Source organism: Flavobacterium aureirubrum (genome assembly GCF_038739835.1).
In the GTDB taxonomy this organism is placed as follows: Bacteria; Bacteroidota; Bacteroidia; order Flavobacteriales; family Flavobacteriaceae; genus Flavobacterium; species Flavobacterium aureirubrum.
Window position 1 is genome coordinate 26,133 of the sequence record NZ_JBCGDO010000006.1, and the last position, 23,800, is coordinate 49,932.

Consider the following 23,800-nt stretch of genomic DNA (forward strand, 5'->3'; position numbering starts at 1 on the left):
TCTTTTTTTTAAATATTAATTACTTATTTCAAGTTGTGATAACCTATAAAAGCAAACAAATAAGCGAGAATTCCCATGCCAAAAAGTTGAATGAGTGTCCATTTCCAAGAGTTAGTTTCTCTTTTAACAATCGCTACCGTGGCACCACATTGTAACGCAATGGCATAAAAGAGTAGGAGTGAAACACCTGTAGGTAATGTAAATATTTTTTCTCCGTTAGGAAACGTAGCTTCTTGCATTCTCGATTTTATGGTTCCTTCATCGTCGGCATTTTCAACACTATAAATGGTAGCCAGTGTGCCAACAAATACTTCTCGTGCTGCAAATGAAGTGATAATAGCAATTCCTATTTTCCAATCGTAACCCAACGGTCTTATCGCAGGTTCAATGGCTTTTCCCATCATTCCGATATAGGAGTTTTCTATTTGAAAAGAAGCAATTTTTGCATTCAGTTCGGCTTCGTTCAGCTTTTGATTTTCGAGTTGATTGCTCACGATTTTTTCAGCATTATCAAAATTTTGGCCACCATGCGAAGCCAAAAACCAGAGCACAACCGAAACCGCCAAAATGATTTTTCCAGCATCAATCACAAATGATTTTGTCTTTTCAAAAACAGTGTAAAAAACATTACGAAGCAATGGCATTTTATAAGAAGGCATTTCTATTACAAAATAAGATTTGCTAGTGGCTTTAATGATTTTGGTCAAAATAATGGATGAAATTAAAGCTAAAACAATCCCAAAAACATACATTGCTAATAACGCTAAAGCTTGCGAATTGATAAATCCAAAAATTTTTTGTTCAGGTACAATTAGCGAAATCAATATGGAATAAACAGGCAATCGGGCAGAACAAACCGAAAATGGTGTAACCAAAATAGTGATTAAGCGTTCTTTCCAATCTTCGATATTTCGGGTTGCCATAACCGCCGGAATAGCACAAGCATTTCCTGAAATTAACGGCACAATACTTTTTCCGTTTAATCCAAATTTCCGCATGATTTTATCCGTCAAAAAAACTACTCTCGACATATAACCGCTTTCTTCTAAAACGGAAATAAATAGAAATAGCATCGCAATTTGTGGAACAAAAATCACAATTCCACCAATTCCCGGAATAATTCCTTGAGTAATCAATTCGTTAATTTTTCCTTCGGGTAAAAGCGTGGCTACAGTTTCAGATAAAGTGGCAAAGCTTTCGTCAATCCAATCCATAAATGGTCCAGACCAGGCAAAAATTGCCTGAAACATTAGCATCAATAATACTATAAAAATAAGAAACCCAAAAAATTTGTGAGTTAATATTTTGTCTAATCTTGAATCAAAATCGGTTGCTTTTGCCTTGTCTTTTTCAAAATTTCCTTTTAAAACCGAATTGATAAATTGGTATCGTTTTATGGTTTCTTGATGTTGTTCTTTTTTTACTTCAATTTGTTTTTGCTTGTCTTCAATGTCAATTAAACCAATTTTATAGGTAGAAGTAAGCCAATTTTTATAGGTAGAAATATCGCTGGAAAACACTGGCTTTTCCGATAGTTTTTCAAAATTCTGAATAGCATTTTTCAGTTCAGAAATGCCTGTATTATTTCGTGTACTGGTTAAAATAATTGTTGTATCGAGTTGTTTTTCGAGATTTTCTTTGTTTATCGAAATTCCTTTCAACTGCATTCGGTCAGCCATATTGATGACTAAAATAGTAGGAATTCCTAAATCTTTTACTTGGGTAAAAAGCAATAAATTTCGCTTTAAATTTTCGGCTTCGGCAACAATAACAGCAACTTGTGGAAAATTTTTGTCTCCTTTGTTAAGCAAATATTCAGTGGTAACACTTTCGTCAATCGAGCTCGGATTTAAGCTGTATGTTCCAGGCAAATCGATGATTGTAACTTTTCGGTTGTCTTCTAAATGAAATGAACCTTGTTTTTTTTCGACTGTAATTCCCGGATAGTTTCCTACTTGCTGACGCAAACCCGTAAGCGAGTTGAACAATGATGTTTTTCCAGTATTTGGATTACCAACTAAAGCTATTTTCAACGTGTTGTTTTTTGTCATCTTACTTTTGTATTTCCACAAAAATCTTGCTTGCCATTTCTTTTCTAATAGCAAGATTTGTATCATTTACTGATAAAAAAATAGGATCACCAAGTGGAGCAATTTGTATCACTTCCACAAAATTTCCTTCCATGCAACCCATTTCTATGAGTTTTAATGGAATGACAGCCTCATCAAATGAAACAATAACCGCTTTTTGTCCTTTTTGAAGAGTGTCGATGGTTGTTTGCAAATCTTATTTAGATTGATTTTAGATTGCGAAAATACAAATTATTATCCTAATAAAATGTTATTTTTCTTGTTCCAACAACCAATTGATATCTTCAATAAGTCGCTGAATTTCCTCTTTTTTTGTTCCGTCATAAAAACCACGAACTCGCTTTTCAGTGTCAATTAAAACAAAATTTTCGGTATGAACCATATCATACAATTCAGAAGGTTTACCCAATTTTACAGCTAAGTAGGACTTTCTCGCTATGCTGTATATTTCTTTTTTGTCTCCAGTAACTAAGTTCCATTTCGTGTCTACAACGCCTTTTTTTACAGCATATTTTTTTAAAACAGAAACACTGTCAATTTCTGGTGTAACAGTATGAGAAAGCAATAGTACTTTTGGGTTGTTTAAAAATGCTTTTTGGACATCTAGCATGTTTGTTGTCATGATTGGACAAATCGAACCGCAAGTGGTAAAGAAAAAATCGGCCACATAGATTTTACCTTCATAGTCTTTTTGCGTAATTGTTTTTCCGTTTTGATTGGTAAACGAAAAATCGGCGATTTTATGTTCTCGCGCAATATATTGAACAGTTGAATCTACTAATTCTGGATTAACATCAGCAGGATTATAAATTGGCAATGTCTTTACAGGTTTTAAAACATTGTAAAACAACGAAACCGTTATGATGGAAAAAATCAAAAAAGTCCCAAGTAAAATTCTGTATTTTTTAATAAAATCTAGCATTCTTTTTTTTGACAAAAATACAAAAGCAACTGCTCATTATTTATACCTTTAGAGTTGTCAATACTTATATTTTTGTTAAAAAACACGACTTCGAAACTAATTCGATAAATTTGTGTAAACTAACAAATCAAATTTTAAAATAATGAAAATAAGTATGAACTCAAAAACACTTGTAATAAGCTTCCTTTTCTCAGGAATTCTACTATCAAATGCGCAACAAAAAACACCCGGAATAGACATTTCCTTAATGGATAAATCGGTAAGTCCCAAAAACGATTTTTTTAATTTCGTAAACGGAACGTGGATAAAAAACACCGAAATTCCTGCCGATAAAACACGTTGGGGAAGTTTTGATGAGTTGCGACAAAAGACCGATAAAGATGCTTTGGCCATTTTAAATGAAGCGGCAAACAATCCCAAATACAAATCAAATACCGACCAAGGCAAAGCGATCAATCTTTATAAATCCATCATGGATACGGTTTCGAGAAACAAGCAAGGGATTAATCCAATCAAACCTTATCTGGCCAAAATTGATGCTGTAAAAGATGTTGCTTCTTTACAAAAATTAATGATAGAAATGGAGTCTATTGGCGGTATCGGATTTTTTGGCGTTGGTGTTGGTACCGACTCTAAAAACAGTAACCGTAACATTGTAAACGTAGGTTTGGGTTCTTTAGGATTACCCGATAGAGATTACTATGTTTCAGAAGATGCCGACACAAAAGAGAAAAGAGCTAAATATGTGGCTCACGTGGCACGGATGTTTTCTTTTTTGAAAATTAAACCAGAGCAAGCAAAAATTGATGCAGAGAAAATATTGGCACTAGAAATTGCTATGTCAAAACCAAGATTAGATAGAGTTGAAAGAAGAGACAGACGTAAAACTTACAACCCAATGACAATTGCGCAACTGCAAAAACTAACGCCAGCCATTAATTGGGAAAACCATCTTTCAGCTATTGGATTACCAAAGCAAGATACCGTTATTGTTTCTCAACCCAGATATATGGAAGCGTTGCAAGCCATTTTTACAGAAAACAAAGTGGATGACTGGAAAGCTTACATGCGCTGGACATTGTTAAATCGTTCTGCGGGAATGTTGAGTACAGCAATTGGTGCTGCCAATTTTGATTTTTATGGAAAAACGTTAACTGGTGCAATAAAACAAAGACCGTTAGATGAAAGAGCGTTACAAACTGTTAATGGCGCAACAGGTGAAGCATTGGGCAAACTATATGTAGAGAAAAAATTTCCGGCAGAAGCAAAAACAAAAGCAGAAAACATGATTAAAAATGTGATTCGCGCTTATGAAAATAGAATCAATAATTTAACATGGATGTCTGCCGAAACAAAAGTAAGAGCCATCCAAAAGTTGAAAAAAATGACTGTAAAAATTGGCTATCCAGATAAGTGGAAAGACTATTCGGCATTGACTATCAAGAGTCCTGCAGAAGGCGGAAGTTATTTCGAAAATTCGTTAGCCATCTCAAAATGGAATTTCAAAAAAGATTTGGACAAATTACCAAAACCAGTAGATAAAACAGAATGGGGAATGTCTCCACAAACGGTAAATGCTTATTACAGTCCATCTTATAATGAAATTGTGTTTCCAGCCGCAATTTTGCAACCGCCTTTTTACAATTATCAAGCCGATGAAGCGGTTAATTATGGCGGAATTGGAGCAGTGATTGGCCACGAAATCTCACATGGTTTTGACGACTCTGGAGCACGATATAACGGCGATGGAAACCTTATCGATTGGTGGACAGCCGAAGATTTAAAACAATTCACGGCACTTGGTGGCGCATTGGCAGATCAATATTCAGCTTTAGAACCATTGCCAGGAGTTAAAGTGGATGGAAAATTTACTTTGGGTGAAAACATCGGCGATTTAGGCGGAATTAATGCCGCTTACGATGGATTGCAATTGTATTTAAAAGAAAACGGAAATCCTGGATTAATCGATGGTTTTACACCAGAACAACGATTATTCATTTCCTGGGCAACCATTTGGAGAAGCAAAATGCGCGATGAAGCATTGAAAAATCAGGTGAAAACCGATCCACATTCACCAGGAATGTATCGTGCTTATGTTCCTTTGTTAAATTTGGAAACCTTTCATCAAGCATTTGATATCAAACCAGGCGACGGAATGTATGTTGCTCCAGAAAAGCGAGTACTGATTTGGTAATATAAAGATATTTTGGAGCGAATGGCTTGGGCATTTTTACTTTCCTTGTTCGCGCTATTCGTTACAATCTGTCATTGCAATAAACGATGGGTTTCTATAACACTTTGGGAATTGCAATGACAGGATTTTTACTGCTATCGCGGCTAACTAATAATTGAATTGCCTTTTTAAAGACATTTTTAAACCTAACAAGTTTTTAAAACCTGTTAGGTTTTTTTTATTATCTTTCATAAAATTTTTCAAATATGAACAAAGTACTTTTCATCTTCTTTTTTTTATCCAGCATCGCTTTTTCTCAAAGTAAATTAGAGTTAACCTATAAAGTAAAAAGTTATGGAAAACCACTTGAATTTGACTCAACTATAAAACCAGAGATATTACCTTATCTTATATCTATGGAAAAAGAGCTTGAAGATTTGACCTTCACGCTCCAAATAAAAGGGAATGAGTCGTTGTGGTTTTTAAACAATCGTGATAAATTCCCAACTTCACACATGGGACAATCATTTGCAGGAAATACATCCTATTATTTTGATGCTAATGCACAAGAATATCTTACACAAGAGAATTTCTTTAGCAATTTATTTTTAATTAGTAAAAAGCCTAAGAAAATAAATTGGGAATTAGTCGATGAAACTAAAACTATTCTAGGATACGAATGTAAAAAAGCAATTTATAAAGAAACCAAAGAGATAAAAGGCGAAAATAAAGAATTTATAACCGAAGCTTGGTATTGTCCGAAACTCAGCTACAAAATTGGACCAAAAGATTTCGGAGGATTAAACGGTTTGATTTTAGAACTTACTGATAAGCGACGACAATTTTATTGTACTGAAATTTTAGAAGGAGCAAAAACTTCACTTTTTATTCTTGAAAAACCAAACAAAGGAAAACCAATAAAAGAAGAAGAATTTTTAGAAGAAATGAGAAAAATTGCTATTCAAAAAGGAATGCCGCATGATTAAAAATCATTTTAAGCGTTATTACTCCATGTAGTAAGAATGGTATAATTTAAGATGTAAATGTAACAAGCATTAGTCATGCTGAGGTTTTTTTACACTTTTTATCAATCCAACAACACTCACAATCACCCAAGTGGTTTCCAAAATAACAAACGGAATAAAATCAATTAAATAAGAAGCATAGCCAGCTAGTCCTGCACCTAAAATATTCATTAAAAAATAGAGACTTCCCTCTTTTTTAATTATCGAAAAAATATTGAAGAAATAAGCAAGTAGAATTAATCCAACGCCTATTGTTGCAATAGTATCATTATAACTCATAGTTGTGGTTTTTGAAAGGTGTAAACTAAAATTTGCTCTACTTTTTCCGAAGAAATAATTTTTCCAACCGAAGGTTTACTTTCGTCAAATTTTGGTAATGGTAAATTCAGTTCTTGTGCTTTTTTAGAATAATACACTTTTCGAGAAGGATGAAATGGCGCAACAGCGTTAAAAATTTCTCCAAAACAATTTTTCTCTAAAATTCCTTCTAAAATTCCAATGCAATCCAATTGATGAATTAAATTAATCGGTCCATCAGGATTTTCAAGATTTTCTCTCCCGAGACTTCGGGACACTAAAAACTTAATTGGATGTCTATCTTCGCCAATTAATCCGCCAAAACGAATAACGGTAGTTGTAAAATTAGAATTATTTTGTAACAATTTTTCTGCTTCCAAAAGTTGTTTTCCGCTTTCGGTATCAGGATTTGGAATGGTATCTTCGGTTATCAAATCTATTGAAATGTTATCGGAATAGACAGATGTCGAACTTACAAATAGCACTTTTTCAACCGATGATTTTTCGATAAACGGAATGAGATTTTGAATTTTAGCAACAAACGTCATACTGAGCGCAGTCGAAGTATCATTAGAATTTCCTCTTAATTTTGGTGGAATATCAATAATTAAAATTTGGGAATTGAATAAAAAGCTATCAATATCACCTTTAATTTCTTCTTCAGATAAAGCAATTTGAAAGGCAGTAATTCCAACATTTTCCAAAACCGACATTTTCTCGAAGGTTGTCGTCGAACCTTTTACCAAAAATCCTTTTTGAAGCAATGATTTTGCCAAAGGAAAACCCAACCAACCGCAACCTAAAATCGAAATTTGTTTTGTATGATTAGCCACAGATTCACTACTTTTCACTTGATTTTTTATTTATCAATATGTTTGAATTAAAACGTCTGTTGGGATATTTAATCTTTCGTGAAGTTGACGAATCATTTCCAACGAAAGCTTTCTTTTTCTATTTAAAATTTCACTGGCTCTACTTTTCAATCCTATTATATTTGCCAAATCATTTTGGTTATATCCCATTTGTTCCATTCTGAATTTTATGGCTTCGATTGGATCAGGTAAACCAATAGGGAAATGTTCGTTTTCGTATTGGTCAATCAGCATTCCTAGTATTTCAAGTTCATCACTTTCAGATGAACCTGGCTTTGAATCAAAGATAGTTTCTAATCTTTGTAAAGCTTCATTATACTCTTTTTCAGTTTTTATAAGTTTAATTTTCATAGCTTTTAAATTTCATTTGCATTAATCTTATCATATTCTGCGTGTGTTCCAATAAATCGAATCCAAATCATCTGATAGTTGTAATTTATCCTCACAATTAATCGATAACTATTTCCTTTGATATTAAATACAATTCTATTGTTGTTTAAAAAACTCACGCTTGGATACTCTTTTTTTATATCGTTTGGAGTTTTCCAAGTTGCGTTAGTTGTTTCCTGAAACCAAGATTTGAGTTGCTGTTCAGAATCAGCATGTGTTTCCCAAAAATCACGCAGTATTTTTTTTGAAATAATTCTCAATTCTTTTTAATTTCTAACAAAGATACCAAAAGTTCCCAATTTGGGAAATATTTTTAAGTTTTTTTCTAAATAAAAGAGAACATTAATTTTTATACTTCAAACTATCAACTTCAACTGTTGTACTATCTTTGGGATTTACGCTTCTAAATGCTGATTTTGGTTTAGTTAAAATTGATACAGAGGGTTTTATTTTTTGACGAATAACAATCGCATTATTCAATACAAAAGGAGTTGCAATCATCCAATCTTTTCTTTTGGCAACCGTAAACTGCGGATTTGTCAGCAAATCAAACGAACTTTCCACCAAATTCAAATCGAGTTTATCCTCTTTTGAAATGGAAAAACTCAAAACCAAAGGTTCATTATTAACCACATAATAACTCAAAATTTTACCTGAACTACTTCCGCTGATGTTGCTTTTGAAATCAATTGCTTTTGCACCATTGGCAACTAAATTATGAAGCGTTACTTCATTAGCATTGAAAATATCATAACGGTTTACAGCACGATTTGGCGTAATTTTTATTTGATACAAACGTTGCTTTCCTTTCAACGTATCACGAAGAAATTCAATGGTTGGTTGTGCAATATTTTTGTTTGGTGCTTCGCTCATGAATGTAAATTCCGAACCATATTTGCTATACAATTTATTAGTATTCAACGTTTCGGCATTTTTTGGCTTTTCGCCTAAATACCCTTTCGTCCATTCGTCTAAATCCACATCATACGTTGTCCAATAGGATTTTTTTACATCAGCATCATAAAGGTAAACCAAGCTGTTTGGTTTTGGTCGTTCAATTGTATAATCCGAAGCTTGATGTGCTTTTACAAATAGACCAATGCTCAGCAAAAAGAAAACGGCCGACCAAATTCCTTTTTTGTTAAACGAACCAAAAATAGGCAACAATAATCCGAAAGTTAAAACGGTTAAAATAGCACTTCCATAAAGGATTTTTAAACCCAAACCAACAGGAAACATTTGAATAAATGGCGGAAGAATTACTAAAGTTGGAATGGCTAAAATGCAATTGATTAACCAATTTGATTTTTGTGTTACAACATAAATTCCAAGCATTAATGAACTTGAAATTACTGGAATGATTAAAAATCCTGCGCCTTTTAAGAAAATTGCAATTCCGATATTTAGCAACAACCAAAGAAATAAGGGTGCGAAAAACTGGTTCATTTCGGCATTTCGTTTTCCTGATTTATGATAAAAAACAAAACAAATCGCTATGGATAAACTCGTGAAACCATAAATATAATCGTGTCCGTTATAAGTAAATTCATGAAGAATGTCTTGATACTGTGGATAAAATTGTAGCAATAATTTCCAACCGATATAGCTAATTCCGCCAGCAACAAGAAGCGATAACAATAGCGGAACGAAACCTTTCAACAATTCATCAATTCGCAAAACGTGTTTTCCTAAACCAATGAATAAAAAGATAAAAATCAATCCGAAAGCAACGATTACCATTGGAATAATCCACGAAAACGGATAGTTCATAAAGGCAAATGGAACGTTGAAATATACTTTGTCGTCATCAGAATTTAAATTGGACAAATCCGCATTTGAAAAATAAGTCAACAACGGAAAAAGATAACTTCCTTGATGTGCCAATGTTTTTGGACTAAGATTTTCAAAATTATCTCTTTCGGTATGGTAATTAAAATGGCTATCGATAAACGCAAAATTGAAACCTTGAATTCCCCCTTTTTCTCTAAAAACAGTTAAATCCGTATCGTTTGGCAACATTTTGTAAATGCTGTACATCAGCGAATTAGAAACAGGATAAGTAGCATTTCCATTAGAAAAAGCATCGACCATTTTTGAATTTCCTCTGTTGGTTTCCATCAACATATAACTTGGACCAGAACTGCCGCGCGCTTCAAAATTTAAAACTACGCCAACTTCCTTTGCCCATTTATGTTGGGTTACAAAAAGTGCTGCACCGTTTAAACCTAATTCTTCCGCATCAGAAAAAAGAATAATGATATCATTTTTGTGTGCCGTTTTGTTGTATAAAAAAGCACGAACACTTTCTAAAATAGTAGCAATTCCCGAAGCATCGTCGCTTGCGCCAGGTGAGGATGAATGTGGCGCACTGTCATAATGGGAAAGCAAAAGCAATGCTTTAGTATTTGAAGTGCCTTTTATGCGAGCTAAAATATTTTTAGAATACACCAAAGTTCCTTTTTCGGTCATGGTGAAACCTTCTTGAATAGAGGTTTCTAAACCTAAATTTTGGAACTCTTTTTGGATATATTGTGCAACTACATCGTGATTTTTGGAACCTACAAAATGTGGTTTTTTTGAAATTTCTTTGACTGTTTCCAAAGCTCTTTTTGTAGAAAATTCAGAAAGCGATGCTTCACTTTGATCATAATCTTGTGGCATCATAAAATAGAAAACACCAAAAATGACTAACAACAGAAAAAAGAAAGATAGAATAGGTTTTTGGTTGGTTTTCATGGTTTTGTAGGTTAATCTTTTTTTACCAACATATAGAAATCGTTGTCGAGAAGCATGTATCCTTGGTCGTAAACAAAATAATAAGTATTACCCGTTTTGGTCGTCAGAATATTGGTAAAATACTCAAACGAAAAACCTTTGGATAATAACTTGGCTTTGTTGGCTTTTGCTTTTCCTTCTACATTTATTTCAGAAAGAATGCGATAATTTTTGCGAAGCTTGTTATTGATATTTCGCATAATATTAGTAGAATCCTTGTTCATTCTATTGTTGTAGTTGTTACGACAACCATCGCTGCAAAACTTCTTGTCTTCGCGTCCGAGGATTTTATCGTTACATTCTAAACAATTTCTCATAGGAAAAGTTATGATTTATTGGCTCTATTTGACGAAATTAATAAAAAAAAGTACCCGTTTTGAAAGAAATAAAAAATTAGCTTATTTTATTAGTTTCTATTACAGATTTGATTGTAATTGAACAGGTTCAAATTCATTCAGTTTGTGATGCTCCACAATAGAACCTTTTCCATTTGGGTCTTCATAAAAAGCCGGTTTGAACTTGGCACCAAAAATGACTTCTTCATGCGTGTAGCTTGTTCGTTTGACAACTGTACTCGAAAAATCTTCATCATAAGCACGAACATAAACCAGAATTTCTAAATCTTTGTTTGTCATTTCGTCGAAATTCATTTTCCACAACGGACTTTGCTCATCAATTGGATGAACGATTGTCCAAGTAGTAACAAAAGTATCGAGCGTATCTATTTGAAGTGGTAAGTTGAAAAACTTATTGATTAATTTACCGTTTTCTTTGAGCATCAAACTAACGGTAACTCTAACCATCATGTTGCTAAGCGATGCGTTTTTGATTGGTGCTAACCGAAACATTAGTGCGGTATTTTCTTTGAATGGTGCAATGATGGCATTGTGGCTAAATTTCAAATGTGCTTTGGGTTTTACAAATCTTCCATAAAGCAAACCCGTATTAATCGCTAACGTTAAAATACCAATTAATGCTTCGGATGCTGCAATGGTATTGGTAAAAATGCCTACTGGGCTTATTCTTCCATAGCCAACTGTGGTGAGTGTTTGTGCGCTAAAGAAATAAACTTCTTGAAAATTTTGCCAATTGGAACCCTGAATTAACCCCATCAAATTGGGGATGCAAAAGAAATAGTAAATCAATGCGAAAACAAAATTGATAAAAAAGTAAAATATGAAAACAAGTGCCAAAAATTTCCACCACGAAATATTGATTAACTTGCTGTATAAACTGTTTCGTTCTTTTAGTGGTCGACCAACGTGAATTACATTGTGGGAACCGTCTTTGTTGATAAACCGAGCGTATTTTTCAGTAACCGAAGTGCCAAACCCCGAATTGTCTATATTTTTATCCATTGGCTTTAATTGTTTTTTGGGTAAAATAAATTATTTGGAAACCACATCGGGTTATATCAAATATACAAACTTTGGGTTTTAGGGAGATTTAATTTTTTATAGGTTGTAGTTTTTTTATCGCCACTTTTTTCCAGAAAATTTTTTTCAACAGCATATTTTAAATCGCGACTTGCTGTTGCCGAAGAAATATCTTTAAAATAGTTCATGTAATCTTTTCGGCTGAATACTTTTTCTTCATGATGTTCAAGAAATAATTGTATTCTATCAGCATCCGTAAGTTTTTTGGTTGAGTTTTCTAATAATTCATCAAGCGAATGGTCAATTATTTTCAACATGTATTCAATGAATTTTGTTGATTTTCCTTCTTTGTCAGATTGTGATAAGGCTTCATAATATGCTGTTTGATTTTTTGAAATCAATGTTTCAAACGGAAGAAATTCAAAAACGGGATAATCTTGCATTAAAATCAGCGTTTGCCATAATCTTCCCATTCTGCCATTTCCATCTAAAAAAGGATGAATAAATTCCATTTCATAATGAAAAACACAACTTTTGATTAATGTGATTTCGGAAGTATCTTTTAGATATTCAAATAAATCTTTCATTAAGAATGGAACATTTTCAAATGGTGGTGCAACGTGTGCTACTTTTGACCCTTTGACAATTCCAACACCTTGGTTTCGGTATTTTCCAGGTTTTTCGATTAAGTTTTTTAGTAATAATTGATGTGCTGATAGAAAATCTTTTTCCTTGTAAGGTATGAATTTGTTGAGGTTTTTGTATACTTCTAACGCATTTAAAACTTCAATAACGTCTTTCTCTGGACCAACCACTCTTTTGTTTTCTACAATGGCAGTAATTTGTTCTTCGGTAAGTGTGTTTCCTTCAATTCGCAAAGAAGAATGTATGGTTTTAATTTGATTTTGCTTTCGTAATGTTGGGTTTGATTTAAGTAAATATTTGGCATTTACTTCACCTATTTTTTCTGAAATAGAAGTAATATATTTTAGAATTTCTGGAGTAATTTCGTGAGGTGGTTTCATTTTTGATAGTATCAAATGATAGTATCACAAAGTTATATTTTTAATTTCAAAAAAGAGAACCTTTAGGAGAAATACTTTCTAGAAAAGGGAGTTTTACAATTGCTTTAATTATTACTATAAGACAAACGCTCGTTCAGGATAAGTTTGTTATGAGTAAGGTGATTATGCAGCGGTGAACTACATTGTGCGAACCGTTTTTGTTGATAAATCGAGCGTATTTTTTGGTAACCGAAGTGCCAAAACCCGTATTGTCTATATTTTTATCCATTGGCTTTATTTGGTTTTTGGGTAGAATAAATTATTTGGAAACCAGAATGTGTCATGCCAAATATACGAATTGTTGGTTTTTGGAGAATTTTATTTTGGGGTTTGAGTGAAAATTAAAACTACAATGGCAGACTGTGAAAAAACCTCCACAATCCACAAACAAATATAAAAAAATACTTCTAAGAAAAACATATTTTTCTTATTTTTAACCATGCAACATCCCGACGCTTCGGGGCAAGGAATATCACGCAATCAGCTTCAAGTGAGCAGTCTAGAAGACACCATCGCTGCTGACAATCCTGTTCGCTTTATCGATGCCTTTGTCAACAGTATCGATTTAGTTACAAATGGAATTGCAATGGCTTGTAGAAGCCATTTGCATACAATTTTCATTTTTTTAACAACGAGGACCGCCTGGGTGGTATCTTGGCGATAGCCAAAATTCAAGTTCCTATAAAAACTAATTGTATGGGTAAGGTTATTTATGCCTAAAAGTGAAGGAAAACACGATAAAAAACCAAGCAATACACTCCACAAAAAAAGAGGACTATTAATCCTCTTGTAAATCTTTATAAAATCATATCGAAATCCCCATAGTGGACGGACATGTAATCGGTGAGCCTGTCCTGAGTTTATCGAAGGGTTCAACAGGAGTTTCATTACTTCGTCTGTTCGCCTTTGGCTCGGGTGTTGGCTTTGCAAGCACAACGAAACTCTAGCTATTAGCAGATGTATTAAATTTAGTCGCAATATCCATTTTTTAAATGTTCTTTTGCTTCACTTTCTCCTAATTCTGATGCTTTGTTTAAATCGTTGCAGCCACCTTCATAATCTTTAAGAATAACATATTTGACTATTGCCCTGTTTAAATAAGCATACCCTGAATTTTTATCTAAACTGATTGCTTTGTCAAAATCTGCGATTGATTTTTCGGGATTATTTATTTCATAATATGCTCGTCCTCTATATGCAAATGAAGTTGATTCGTTAGGCTTCAATTCAATTACTTTTGAATAATCTGAAATTGCTTCTTGATACTTTTTCAAATCCATATATGCACTACCTCTTGATATATATGATGTTGAATGAGTTTTGTCAAGACTTATTGCTTTTGAATAATCTTCAATTGCTCCAACTAGATTTTTACTTTTTTGTTTTGCGAATCCGCTGTAATAATAATACTTTACAAAAATATAATTTGGACCTTTAAAAATTGAGAAAATAGCAATAATCACTAAAAAGGAAATTGTAGTCGAAATAAATGGCTTTAAAAATTTATTTTTTGTCATTTGAAATGGCATTATCGATTGTTGACTGTTTTGATAATAGTAATGTTGATCGTCCAATTTTTAATAATCTTTCTTTGTCAACTTCATTTTTAATTGCCCATTTGACCCATTTTTTAATCGAAAATTCCCAATAATACCATCCAGCAAGAGTTCCAATGAAAATACAAATTAGATTATTTAAGTTGAATAGTGTTAGTAAACTTAACCAAACGATGAGAATTATTGCAATTACTGGAATGTTTACCCAAAGATAACCTTTAGTGATAATTTCTGTTGTTGTTATTTTTTTCATGTCGTTCAAAAATATATCTGCTAACGGCAGACTGTGAAAAAACTTCCACAATCCACAAACAAATATAAAAAAATACTTGTAAGAAAAACATATTTTTCTTATTTTTAATCATGCAACATCCCGACGCTTCGGGTTTTTAAGCGCATTATTTTTTACAAACTACAACTTTAATGTAGAAAATAACCTCGCTTAAATCATCTTAAACGAGGTTGGTTTAATACTTATTTTGATCCCGAAACTTCGGGATAGTTTTTAAGAGAGGTTGCGCAACAGCTACGTGTGTTAGGCAATCGTGCTTATTTTATTAAAATTTTTTTATTTTCAGTTTTTCCATTTTTAAACTTAACATTAATAAAATAAACCCCATTTGAAAAACTATTACTATCAATTGAAATCTGATTTGTATTTTCCATTTTGTCTAAATAATATATTTTTTCACCTAAAAAGTTATATAAATAAATACTTGAAACTTCAATATTCTCTTTGAAAAGAATATTAATAATTTCTGATGCGGGATTAGGGTATATAATGAAATTGTTTCCTTCCGTATAATTTTCTAAGTCAAGTGATGCAGGTATACTACTTTTAAAAATAACTCCTCCATTGCCTGAAACAGATAAATTAGTATCAAACAAGTCAAAATGGTTAATGCCAAAAAAGTTAGTTAAATAAAACCAAGTTTGTCCACCGTTAAGAGTCCTAAAAATTGTAGAATCATCTCTCATCATATAGCCAATCTGGTTATTATAAAACTTCATGAAAGTATAATTTCCAGAATTTGTTAAATTTGTTGATTGCCAAGTTGTTCCTCCATCTGTTGTTTTTTTAAAAGTATTATTACCAACAGCATATATTGTATTTTCATCAAAGACATGATATGCACTTATTCCAGTTCCTTTTAGTGTCCAAGTCAAACCACCGTCTATAGTTTTGTTCAAACCACCATAAAGTCCAAATCCAATACTTGGATTTAAAAAATTAAGTTGAGAAAAGGTGTGGTTTGCAATTTGTTGCCAAGTATTTCCACCATTAATTGTTTTTGAAGTTCGAGTAGAATTGAAACCACCCATAGCAAAACCAATATTTTCATTATAAAAATAAACTTTAGAATTGTAACCATCATTTAAAACTTGAATATTGTTATTGGTTGCTAACCATGTTAAACCACCATTTATGGTTTTATAAACCCTACCATGATCTGTAGTTGTAGCATATCCAATATTTTCATTTACAAAATCAAAATCATTACCAAATTGATTAAGAGAACCAACAATTTGCCAACTACTACCACCATCTATTGTTTTTAAAAAATTACCATTTATGGCAATTAATGAATAAGCCACATTATTACTTTTAAATTGAATTTTTTTAATATCATTATATGTTGGTGAATATTCTGACCAAGTGATTCCTCCATTAGTTGTTTTTGCTATCCTTCCTCTTTCACCGCAAACAAATCCAGTGTTATTATCTAAAAAGTAAACTCCAAAATAAGTAGAATATCCATTTCCTGCAACATAGCTTGCGGATGTCCAAGTATTTCCTCCATCATTCGTTTTATAAATAAAACCATCCTCACCTGCTGTAAAGCCATTATTTTGGTCTGAAAAGTGAATACAATTCATTTTTTGGTTAATACTTGGTATTTCAGTCCAAGATTCTCCAGCATTTATAGTTTTAAACATCAAATCATGTTCTCTGGTGGCAAATCCTATATTTTCATTAATAAAATATAATGATAAGAAATTTGATGGAATTGTACTAACAGTTTCAGTAACATACCAATTTATACCTCCATTAATTGTTTTTAATATTTTTCCTTGATTGCATGCTGCATGACCAATAAGAGTAGAAGTGAAAAATGTCTTAACTATTGATGGGTAACCTGTTACCGATATACTTGTCCATGTAATTCCACCATCAGTTGTTTTTACAATCTTGTTATTACTTGATAATATTATATTATTGTCATCAATTATTGTAACACTATTATATGCATAACTAAAGGTTGTATTTATCTGAACCCATGTTTGTCCATAATCAATAGACTTTAATACATAACCAGATAGTCCAACAATGAAACCTACAGAGTTTTTAAAATTAATATCTTTTGCATAAATTAATGGTTGTGCTACCACCCATGTCTGGCCAGTATCCGTTGTTTTTAACAATTGAGATTCGTTCATAATAAAACCATTTGTGTTTGATATAAAATGAATATCCATGCCGTTTTGATATGAAGGTTTAGGATTTAACAATTCCCAAGGATTTTGAGAATATAAATTAAATACTGAACATAAAAATAAAATTAGAAATATTCTTTTTCTATTTGGCAATAATTTTTTAGTGATTTTTTCTTTCATTTTAGATTTGTATGTCATATTTTCTGCAAAATTTCTGCATGTTGCCTAACTCATTTATAACCGCAATATACCAAAAAAAATTTCATTTTACAAAAATCACAAACATCTGTAAATCAACGCAAAAAACGACAACAAACATTTACAAACGAAAGTAAACGACTAACAACCGAATAACGTTTTGAACTTGCCACAACTTTGCATCGTCGGAAGGAAACAATTTCAATAGCAATTTCAAAAATCAAATGCAATGACTTTGTGAATTTCAACAAAACAAAATATTTTAACAATAACATTTTAAATTTAAACGCCATGAATGCAATGAAAAACAAAGTACAATTAATTGGACACGTAGGACAAGAACCAGAAGTAAAAACTTTTGGAGAAGGAAAAAAAGTAGCTAACATAACTTTAGCAACAAATGATTATTACACCAACGCCAAAGGTGAGAAAGTAGAAGACACACAATGGCACAAAGTCAAAGCTTGGGGAAAAGTTGCTGACATTATTGAAAAATATGTTACTAAAGGAAAAGAGATTTGCATTGAAGGAAAACTAACGTACAGCGATTATCTTGACAAAGATGGAGTTAAACGTTATGTTACAGAAATTGTAGCGAATGACATTCTTTTGTTAGGGAAGTAATTTCTAAAGCGACTAATCATGAATATCAAGGTATTTAATATTCGATTAAGCAAAGAACATTGTCAAAATGATCAAGCTAAAATGAATGAGTTTTTAGACTCTGTAGAAGTTAAACTCACTTCAACTAATTTTGTAACAACTGGAACTATTGATTATTGGTCGGCAGCTGTTTTTTATCAACCAAAGTCCGTGAAATCTCAGAAATCTGAAAACAAGTTACAACTAGACGATTTATCTTCTGATGAGCTTAAAATTTTTAAAGCATTAAGAAGTTGGAGAAATGATTTGGCTGAAAAACTGAATTGGTCAGCATTTAGAATTTGTCATAATTCTCATTTGCTTGAAATAGCTAAACATAATCCAAAAACTATTGTTGAATTAGGTTTAATTTCAACTTTTGGAGCAGCACGAGCAGAGAAGTACGGCGCTGAAATTATGTCAGTTCTAAAACAGTACTAACAATTCTTTCTAAAACTTGAAAAGCGACAAAGTATTGACTTTGTCGCTTTTTTTATTCTAAAAATCGAAACCTTTTTAGCAGAAAACCAATAAGTTGTCAACACGAAAACGTTTTCGGTAGCTGTTTTGCAACGGAGAAGTAGTAGTTGTTTAACAATTTAGTTATTTTTAGGTTGTCAAAATATCAAAACATGAGATTTTCTAGGATTTTATTGATTTCAATAACAGCTGTTTGTGCTGTCAATTTTGGTTTTTCACAAGTAGGTATCAATACAACTAATCCATTAAGTACTTTGGATATTAATGGAAATTTGAATGTTAAAGAGATAGGTGTTCTCAATGCGTTGGTTCCTGGATCGGGACCATTAGTTGGAAGCGTCGGTCCTGCAAGAACTGCGATAAATGATGGCGTATATATTTCGATAACACCATTAGGAGCAAGTGGTGCAAATGATTTTCAATTGCCAAACGCAGCGTTAGTTCCAGGTAGAATATATATCGTAAGGAATATTTCAAATTGTTGTTCCGCTTTTATTTTTACTGCTGGTGGAGGTTTATTTGCAAAAGATAACTTCAACGCGACGGCTCAACCTTTACAAATGTTTCACAACAACGCTTCTAAGACGACTATTTTTATCAGTGACGGCGCAAACTGGACATTCATCAATTAAATATTGAACTCGCTATTCGATACGTATTGGCGTGAGCTTCAATAATGGTTTTTATCTCGGGAGAATAACCGCCACCCATACTCACTTGGACAGGAATTTGATTTTTAAAACAATATGAAAGTACAATTTCGTCTCTTTTTTTACAACCGTCAATTGTGCACGAGAGTTTACCTAATTTATCCGTTTCAAGAATATCTACACCAGCAAGATAAAATATAAAATCAGGCTGCAAAGTTTCTATTAGGTTTGGAATATGGTAATTAATACAATTCAAATAAGCTGTATCTGAAGTGTTATCTTCTAAAGCAATATCCAAATCAGAAACTTCTTTTTTAAACGGATAATTTGATTTTCCATGAACCGAAAAAGTAAAAACAGACGCGTTGTTTTTAAAAATTTCGGCAGTGCCATTTCCTTGATGGACATCCAAATCGATAATCAATATTTTTTTAAAATGATAGGTGTTTAGTAAATATTGAGCAGCAATTGCTTGGTCATTTAATAAACAAAACGCTTCGCCGCGATTAGTATAAGCATGATGCGTTCCGCCGGCAATATTAAAAGAAACGCCATGTTGCAGTGCAAATTCAGTTCCAAGAATGGTTCCGTTTGCAATGCGAAGTTCGCGTTCAACTAAAGCTGCTGAAAGGGGAAAACCTATTTTTCTAACTTCACGTGCATCTAGCGTAAGTTGTAACAATTGGTCAACATAGTTTTTTTCGTGAACCGCATAAATCAAGTCTAAATCAGGGATTGATGGTTCAAAAAAGTCATCTTTTTGAGCTGTTCCTTCATGAAGTAATTGCTGTGGTAAAAGCTCATATTTAATCATCGGGAAACGATGTCCTTCAGGTAATGGATGTTTATAAAGAGGATGATAAGCAATTTTTAGCATAAAAAAACCCTCATTTTATTGAGGGAATTAGTAATTTATTATTTTTTGAAAAGATCGAACATTGGACATCGTGAACAACGCTTATTTTCACTTTTCTTGTATTTTTCACAACATTTAGACTTACAATTTTCGGCAACTTTTATTCTTTTAAGCGCTTCTTTCTTGTCTTTTTTCTTCTTTTTGTCTTTTTCCTTCTTGCTCAAAACATCCGATTTTATCGGATACAAATATAGTTATTTTTAAATATTCTAAATAAAAATATTAAAAATTTAACGTTTAAACGGCTGGTGTACTTGCTACTGCAATTTGTTGAATATCTCTATCAAAAAGATACAAACCACCACGATCTTCGCCAATCAAATTAATTTTGTCTAAAATTGTTTTGGCTTGCGCTTCTTCTTCAATTTGTTCGGCTACATACCACTGCAAGAAGTTGTGAGTAGAATAGTCTTTCTCACCAAGAGTAATGTGAACTAACTCATTGATGGAATTGGAAACAAACAATTCGTGTTTGTATAATTCTTCAAACATTTCTTTAAAAGTAGTGTAGGTAGTTTTTGGCGCGTTTAAATCAGTAACTTGAGCATGTCCACCACGTTCGTTTACATATTTAACTAGTTTTAGCATGTGTTGTCTTTCTTCGTCAGATTGCGCAAACATAAATTGAGCCACACCTTCAAGTCCTTGTACTTCTGCCCAACATGCCATTGATAAATAAACTTGTGAAGACTCAGCTTCTATTCTAATTTGTTTATTTAATGCTTTTTCAATATTTGCTTGTAACATAATTTCTTTTTTTTGTTAAAATTACTTCTTTTATCCTATAATCAAATTGTAAAAGAATGTTAAAACTACAATTTATATTAAGTCTAAGACTTGATTAATCGAAGAAACGGCTTTAAAATTAGGATGAACGATTTCAAAATCTATTTTTTCATACTCCCAAGTCGTGTGATAAGGCACGTGGATTGCATGACCACCAATACTCAAAACAGGTAAAACATCCGATTTTAAAGAGTTTCCAATCATTATAAAATTATCAGGTTTACTATCCAAACGGGTCAGCATTTTTTCATAATCCAATTCTTTTTTATCGCTCATCACTTCGATATGGTGAAAATAATGTCCAATTCCAGAGTCGTGTAATTTTCGGTGTTGGTCTTTCAAATCGCCTTTGGTGGCAACAACCAATTTGTGTTTTCCTTTCAATTGCTTTAAAACATCTTCCACTTCTGGTAAAAGTTCAACGGGTTTTTGCAATAAATCTCTGCCAATATCAATGATTTTTTGAATGCCTTGTCCTGATATTTGATGATCGGTTAATTCCAAAGCAGAATCAATCATAGAAAGTGTAAATGCTTTAATTCCAAATCCATACAATGGAAGATTTTTGACCTGATGACTTAAAATCAGTTGTAAAATTTCTTGATTGGAAGTATAATCGGCAAATAGTTCACAGAATTTGGCTTGCGCTTCGTCAAAATAAGGTTCGTTGTGCCATAAAGTATCGTCGGCGTCAAAGGCAATTATTTTTGGGTTCATTTGTTTTTTCTTTTCAACCCTGCGAGAGTTCAAAACTCTCGCAGGGTTTTATTAACTTATAATTGCTCCATTCTTCACACCATCAGCATCTGGATTAACAAAAACCAATTTGCCTTCAGCATTGTTTGTCATCAAAATCATTCCTTGACTTTCAACGCCACGCAATGCTCTTGGTGCCAAATTCACTAAAACCGTAACACGTTTTCCAACTACTTCTTCTGGCGAAAAATGTTCTGCTATTCCCGAAACAATCGTTCGAACGTCAATTCCTGTATCGACTTTCAATACTAAAAGTTTGTTGGCTTTTGGCATTTTCTCAGCTTCAATAATGGTTCCAACACGTAAATCTAATTTCGAAAAATCTTCAAATGTTGACGTTTCTTTTTGTGGGCTTGTTTCCGCGAAGGCGGAAATCTCATCTCTATTCGCAACTTTCGTCGCTTCGAGTTTGTCTATTTGTTTTTGGATTTCGGCATCTTCAATTTGGGCAAAAAGTATTTCTGCTTCGCCAATTTGGTGACCAGCAGATGTTAAATTCCAATTTTCAAATTCCAAATTCCAATCGTTCACTTCAACGTTTAAAATTTTAGTCAATTTTTTAGAAGTAAACGGTAAAAATGGCTCACATAATGTTGCTAAAACTGAAGCAATTTTCAAAGCTACATACATTTGTGTTTTCACTCGTTCTGGATCAGTTTTCACCATTTTCCATGGTTCTTCGTCGGCTAAATATTTATTACCTAAACGCGCAACATTCATCATTTCGCCTTGCGCTTCTCTAAATCTGTAACGCTCAATTGAGGATGAAATCACCGCTGGATATGCTTTTAATTCGGCTAAAGTTTGTTCATCGACTTCTGTAAATTCATTTGGCGTTGGAACAATTCCGTCGTAATATTTGTTAGTTAAAACGACCACACGATTGATGAAATTTCCAAAAACAGCCGCTAATTCGTTATTATTTCTCGCCTGAAAATCCTTCCAAGTAAAGTCGTTATCCTTAGTTTCTGGAGCATTTGCTGTCAATGCATAGCGCAAAACATCTTGCTTGTCTGGAAAATCTTGTAAATATTCGTGCAACCAAACTGCCCAATTTTTAGAAGTCGAAAGTTTGTTTCCTTCCAAATTTAAAAACTCATTTGCTGGAACATTATCGGGTAAAATATAACTTCCTTCGGCTTTTAACATCGCAGGAAAAATAATGCAATGAAAAACGATGTTATCTTTGCCTATAAAATGAACCAGTTTAGTATCGTCTTTTTTCCAGTAATCTTCCCAATTTTTTCCTTCTCTTGCAGCCCATTCTTTGGTTGCCGAAATGTATCCAATTGGCGCGTCAAACCACACATATAGTTTCTTTCCTTCTGCACCTTCCACCGGAACGTCAATTCCCCAATCTAAATCTCGGGTTACTGCACGCGGTTTCAATCCGTCGTCCAACCAAGATTTTACCTGACCTAAAACATTCGTTTTCCAATCTTTAGCATGATCTTCCAAAATCCATTTCTGTAAAAAATCTTGGTATCTATCCAAAGGTAAAAACCAGTGTTTTGTCGATTTTAAAATTGGAGTTTCACCAGTAATTGTCGATTTTGGATTTATTAAATCGGTCGCATTTAGCGTCGAACCACATTTTTCACATTGGTCACCATAAGCTTCTTCGTTGCCACATTTTGGGCAAGTTCCAACCACAAATCGATCGGCCAAAAACTGATCGGCTTTGGCATCATACAATTGTTCGGTAATTTCTTCAATAAAATCGTTGTTGTCATACAATTTTCTGAAAAATTCCTGTGCTGTATCGTGATGAATTTTAGACGAAGTTCGCGAGTAATTATCAAACGAAATCCCAAAATCAATAAACGATTTTCTAATAATTCCGTCGTATTTATCAATCACTTCCTGCGGTGTAATGCCTTCTTTTTTGGCTTTCATCGATATCGCAACGCCGTGTTCATCGCTGCCACACATAAACGCCACATCTTTTCCTTGCAGTCGCAAATAGCGCGCATAAATATCGCTTGGCACATAAACGCCAGCCAAATGACCGATGTGAATCGGACCATTTGTATAAGGCAATGCAGCTGTAATTGTATATCTTTTTGGGTTTTCTAACATTGTAATTTTCGTATATAATTTGCAAAAATAAGCATTACAATCGATTGTTTATGAGTTTTATTTAAAGCAATTTCCAGCTTTCCATTCCAAGATTTTTTCCCAACAAGCCATTTTTCAAATTTTTTTAAAAAGAGCTTCCGTTGGTCGCTTTTTTAAAAAAGAAAAATGTGCTTGTTGATTCAAAATGCTTTCCATTTCAATCTGGGCTAGAAATTGTAGAAAACATAACAATAACTATATTTGTACTACAATTTTTTATAACCCAAAAGTGAGAAAATCTATTTTCTTTTTTCTATTATCTATACTCTCAATCCAAC

25 protein-coding genes are annotated in these 23,800 nt (G+C 32.9%); 6 read left to right on the forward strand and 19 right to left on the reverse strand.

Going from position 1 to position 23,800, the window contains the following annotated elements; translation table 11 throughout:
* Positions 1-23: 23 nt before the first annotated feature.
* The 3 genes from feoB to WFZ85_RS06350 are packed head-to-tail and all read right to left on the reverse strand — an operon-like array spanning position 24 to position 3,012.
* Positions 24-2,051: a ferrous iron transport protein B gene (gene feoB / locus WFZ85_RS06340; protein WP_342695447.1), complete on the reverse strand. Its 2,028-nt coding sequence runs from the start codon at positions 2,049-2,051 to the stop codon at positions 24-26.
* A 1-nt stretch (position 2,052) separates the two neighbouring features.
* On the reverse strand, positions 2,053-2,283 hold the full coding sequence (locus tag WFZ85_RS06345; RefSeq protein ID WP_342695448.1) for a FeoA family protein: 231 nt from the start codon (positions 2,281-2,283) through the stop codon (positions 2,053-2,055).
* A gap of 57 nt (positions 2,284-2,340) precedes the next feature.
* Positions 2,341-3,012, reverse strand: a complete 672-nt coding sequence (locus WFZ85_RS06350; protein WP_342695449.1) for an SCO family protein — start codon at positions 3,010-3,012, stop codon at positions 2,341-2,343.
* A 142-nt stretch (positions 3,013-3,154) separates the two neighbouring features.
* Between WFZ85_RS06350 and WFZ85_RS06355 the strand changes: the two genes are divergently transcribed.
* Complete coding sequence (locus WFZ85_RS06355; protein ID WP_342695450.1) at positions 3,155-5,206, forward strand: M13 family metallopeptidase; 2,052 nt, start codon at positions 3,155-3,157, stop codon at positions 5,204-5,206.
* 245 nt (positions 5,207-5,451) lie between these two features.
* On the forward strand, positions 5,452-6,171 hold the full coding sequence (locus WFZ85_RS06360; RefSeq protein WP_342695451.1) for a GLPGLI family protein: 720 nt from the start codon (positions 5,452-5,454) through the stop codon (positions 6,169-6,171).
* A gap of 69 nt (positions 6,172-6,240) precedes the next feature.
* Here the strand turns inward: WFZ85_RS06360 and WFZ85_RS06365 are convergent, their stop codons facing one another.
* The 9 genes from WFZ85_RS06365 to WFZ85_RS06405 form a co-directional block, all read right to left on the reverse strand.
* Positions 6,241-6,489, reverse strand: a complete 249-nt coding sequence (locus tag WFZ85_RS06365) for a CBU_0592 family membrane protein (RefSeq protein WP_342695452.1) — start codon at positions 6,487-6,489, stop codon at positions 6,241-6,243.
* On the reverse strand, positions 6,486-7,358 hold the full coding sequence (locus WFZ85_RS06370; RefSeq protein ID WP_342695453.1) for an SDR family oxidoreductase: 873 nt from the start codon (positions 7,356-7,358) through the stop codon (positions 6,486-6,488). Before WFZ85_RS06370 ends, WFZ85_RS06365 begins: the two co-directional genes overlap by 4 nt.
* A gap of 15 nt (positions 7,359-7,373) precedes the next feature.
* Positions 7,374-7,730 (reverse strand): helix-turn-helix domain-containing protein, encoded by a 357-nt coding sequence (locus WFZ85_RS06375; RefSeq protein WP_342695454.1) that lies wholly within the window; start codon positions 7,728-7,730, stop codon positions 7,374-7,376.
* Between the two features lie 5 nt (positions 7,731-7,735).
* Positions 7,736-8,029, reverse strand: a complete 294-nt coding sequence (locus WFZ85_RS06380) for a type II toxin-antitoxin system HigB family toxin (protein WP_342695455.1) — start codon at positions 8,027-8,029, stop codon at positions 7,736-7,738.
* Between the two features lie 82 nt (positions 8,030-8,111).
* A complete protein-coding gene (locus WFZ85_RS06385) occupies positions 8,112-10,505 on the reverse strand; it encodes a M28 family peptidase (RefSeq protein ID WP_342695456.1) in 2,394 nt (797 codons plus the stop codon).
* Positions 10,506-10,516: 11 nt separating this feature from the next.
* Positions 10,517-10,861, reverse strand: a complete 345-nt coding sequence (locus WFZ85_RS06390; RefSeq protein WP_342695457.1) for a hypothetical protein — start codon at positions 10,859-10,861, stop codon at positions 10,517-10,519.
* Between the two features lie 99 nt (positions 10,862-10,960).
* A complete protein-coding gene (locus WFZ85_RS06395; RefSeq protein WP_342695458.1) occupies positions 10,961-11,902 on the reverse strand; it encodes an ion channel in 942 nt (313 codons plus the stop codon).
* Between the two features lie 56 nt (positions 11,903-11,958).
* Positions 11,959-12,945: a Fic family protein gene (locus tag WFZ85_RS06400; RefSeq protein WP_342695459.1), complete on the reverse strand. Its 987-nt coding sequence runs from the start codon at positions 12,943-12,945 to the stop codon at positions 11,959-11,961.
* A 133-nt stretch (positions 12,946-13,078) separates the two neighbouring features.
* Positions 13,079-13,213: a hypothetical protein gene (locus WFZ85_RS06405; protein WP_342695460.1), complete on the reverse strand. Its 135-nt coding sequence runs from the start codon at positions 13,211-13,213 to the stop codon at positions 13,079-13,081.
* Between the two features lie 210 nt (positions 13,214-13,423).
* Between WFZ85_RS06405 and WFZ85_RS06410 the strand changes: the two genes are divergently transcribed.
* Complete coding sequence (locus tag WFZ85_RS06410) at positions 13,424-13,648, forward strand: hypothetical protein (protein WP_342695461.1); 225 nt, start codon at positions 13,424-13,426, stop codon at positions 13,646-13,648.
* A 304-nt stretch (positions 13,649-13,952) separates the two neighbouring features.
* Here WFZ85_RS06410 and WFZ85_RS06415 read toward each other — a convergent pair whose 3' ends face one another.
* The 3 genes from WFZ85_RS06415 to WFZ85_RS06425 form a co-directional block, all read right to left on the reverse strand.
* Positions 13,953-14,501 carry a tetratricopeptide repeat protein gene (locus WFZ85_RS06415; protein ID WP_342695462.1) on the reverse strand — a complete coding sequence of 183 codons (549 nt, stop codon included), beginning with the start codon at positions 14,499-14,501 and terminating at the stop codon, positions 13,953-13,955.
* Positions 14,488-14,793, reverse strand: coding sequence for a hypothetical protein (locus WFZ85_RS06420; protein WP_342695463.1), 306 nt, complete (start codon positions 14,791-14,793; stop codon positions 14,488-14,490). Before WFZ85_RS06420 ends, WFZ85_RS06415 begins: the two co-directional genes overlap by 14 nt.
* Positions 14,794-15,089: 296 nt before the next feature.
* Entirely contained in the window at positions 15,090-17,156 is a 2,067-nt protein-coding gene (locus tag WFZ85_RS06425; RefSeq protein ID WP_342695464.1) for a T9SS type A sorting domain-containing protein, read from the reverse strand.
* Positions 17,157-17,465: 309 nt separating this feature from the next.
* Here WFZ85_RS06425 and WFZ85_RS06430 point away from each other — a divergent pair, with 309 nt between their 5' ends.
* From WFZ85_RS06430 to WFZ85_RS06440, 3 genes are all read left to right on the forward strand, one after another.
* Positions 17,466-17,798 (forward strand): single-stranded DNA-binding protein, encoded by a 333-nt coding sequence (locus tag WFZ85_RS06430; protein ID WP_342695465.1) that lies wholly within the window; start codon positions 17,466-17,468, stop codon positions 17,796-17,798.
* Between the two features lie 18 nt (positions 17,799-17,816).
* Positions 17,817-18,257 (forward strand): HRDC domain-containing protein, encoded by a 441-nt coding sequence (locus tag WFZ85_RS06435; RefSeq protein ID WP_342695466.1) that lies wholly within the window; start codon positions 17,817-17,819, stop codon positions 18,255-18,257.
* Positions 18,258-18,448: 191 nt separating this feature from the next.
* Complete coding sequence (locus tag WFZ85_RS06440; protein ID WP_342695467.1) at positions 18,449-18,928, forward strand: hypothetical protein; 480 nt, start codon at positions 18,449-18,451, stop codon at positions 18,926-18,928.
* Here the strand turns inward: WFZ85_RS06440 and WFZ85_RS06445 are convergent.
* The 4 genes from WFZ85_RS06445 to metG form a co-directional block, all read right to left on the reverse strand.
* Positions 18,921-19,823: a histone deacetylase family protein gene (locus tag WFZ85_RS06445; protein WP_342695468.1), complete on the reverse strand. Its 903-nt coding sequence runs from the start codon at positions 19,821-19,823 to the stop codon at positions 18,921-18,923. The genes WFZ85_RS06440 and WFZ85_RS06445 overlap by 8 nt on opposite strands.
* Positions 19,824-20,099: 276 nt before the next feature.
* Positions 20,100-20,609: a ferritin gene (locus WFZ85_RS06450; RefSeq protein ID WP_342695469.1), complete on the reverse strand. Its 510-nt coding sequence runs from the start codon at positions 20,607-20,609 to the stop codon at positions 20,100-20,102.
* Positions 20,610-20,681: 72 nt separating this feature from the next.
* Complete coding sequence (locus WFZ85_RS06455) at positions 20,682-21,365, reverse strand: HAD family hydrolase (protein WP_342695470.1); 684 nt, start codon at positions 21,363-21,365, stop codon at positions 20,682-20,684.
* A 51-nt stretch (positions 21,366-21,416) separates the two neighbouring features.
* Positions 21,417-23,483: a methionine--tRNA ligase gene (gene metG / locus WFZ85_RS06460; protein ID WP_342695471.1), complete on the reverse strand. Its 2,067-nt coding sequence runs from the start codon at positions 23,481-23,483 to the stop codon at positions 21,417-21,419.
* Positions 23,484-23,800: the final 317 nt, after the last annotated feature.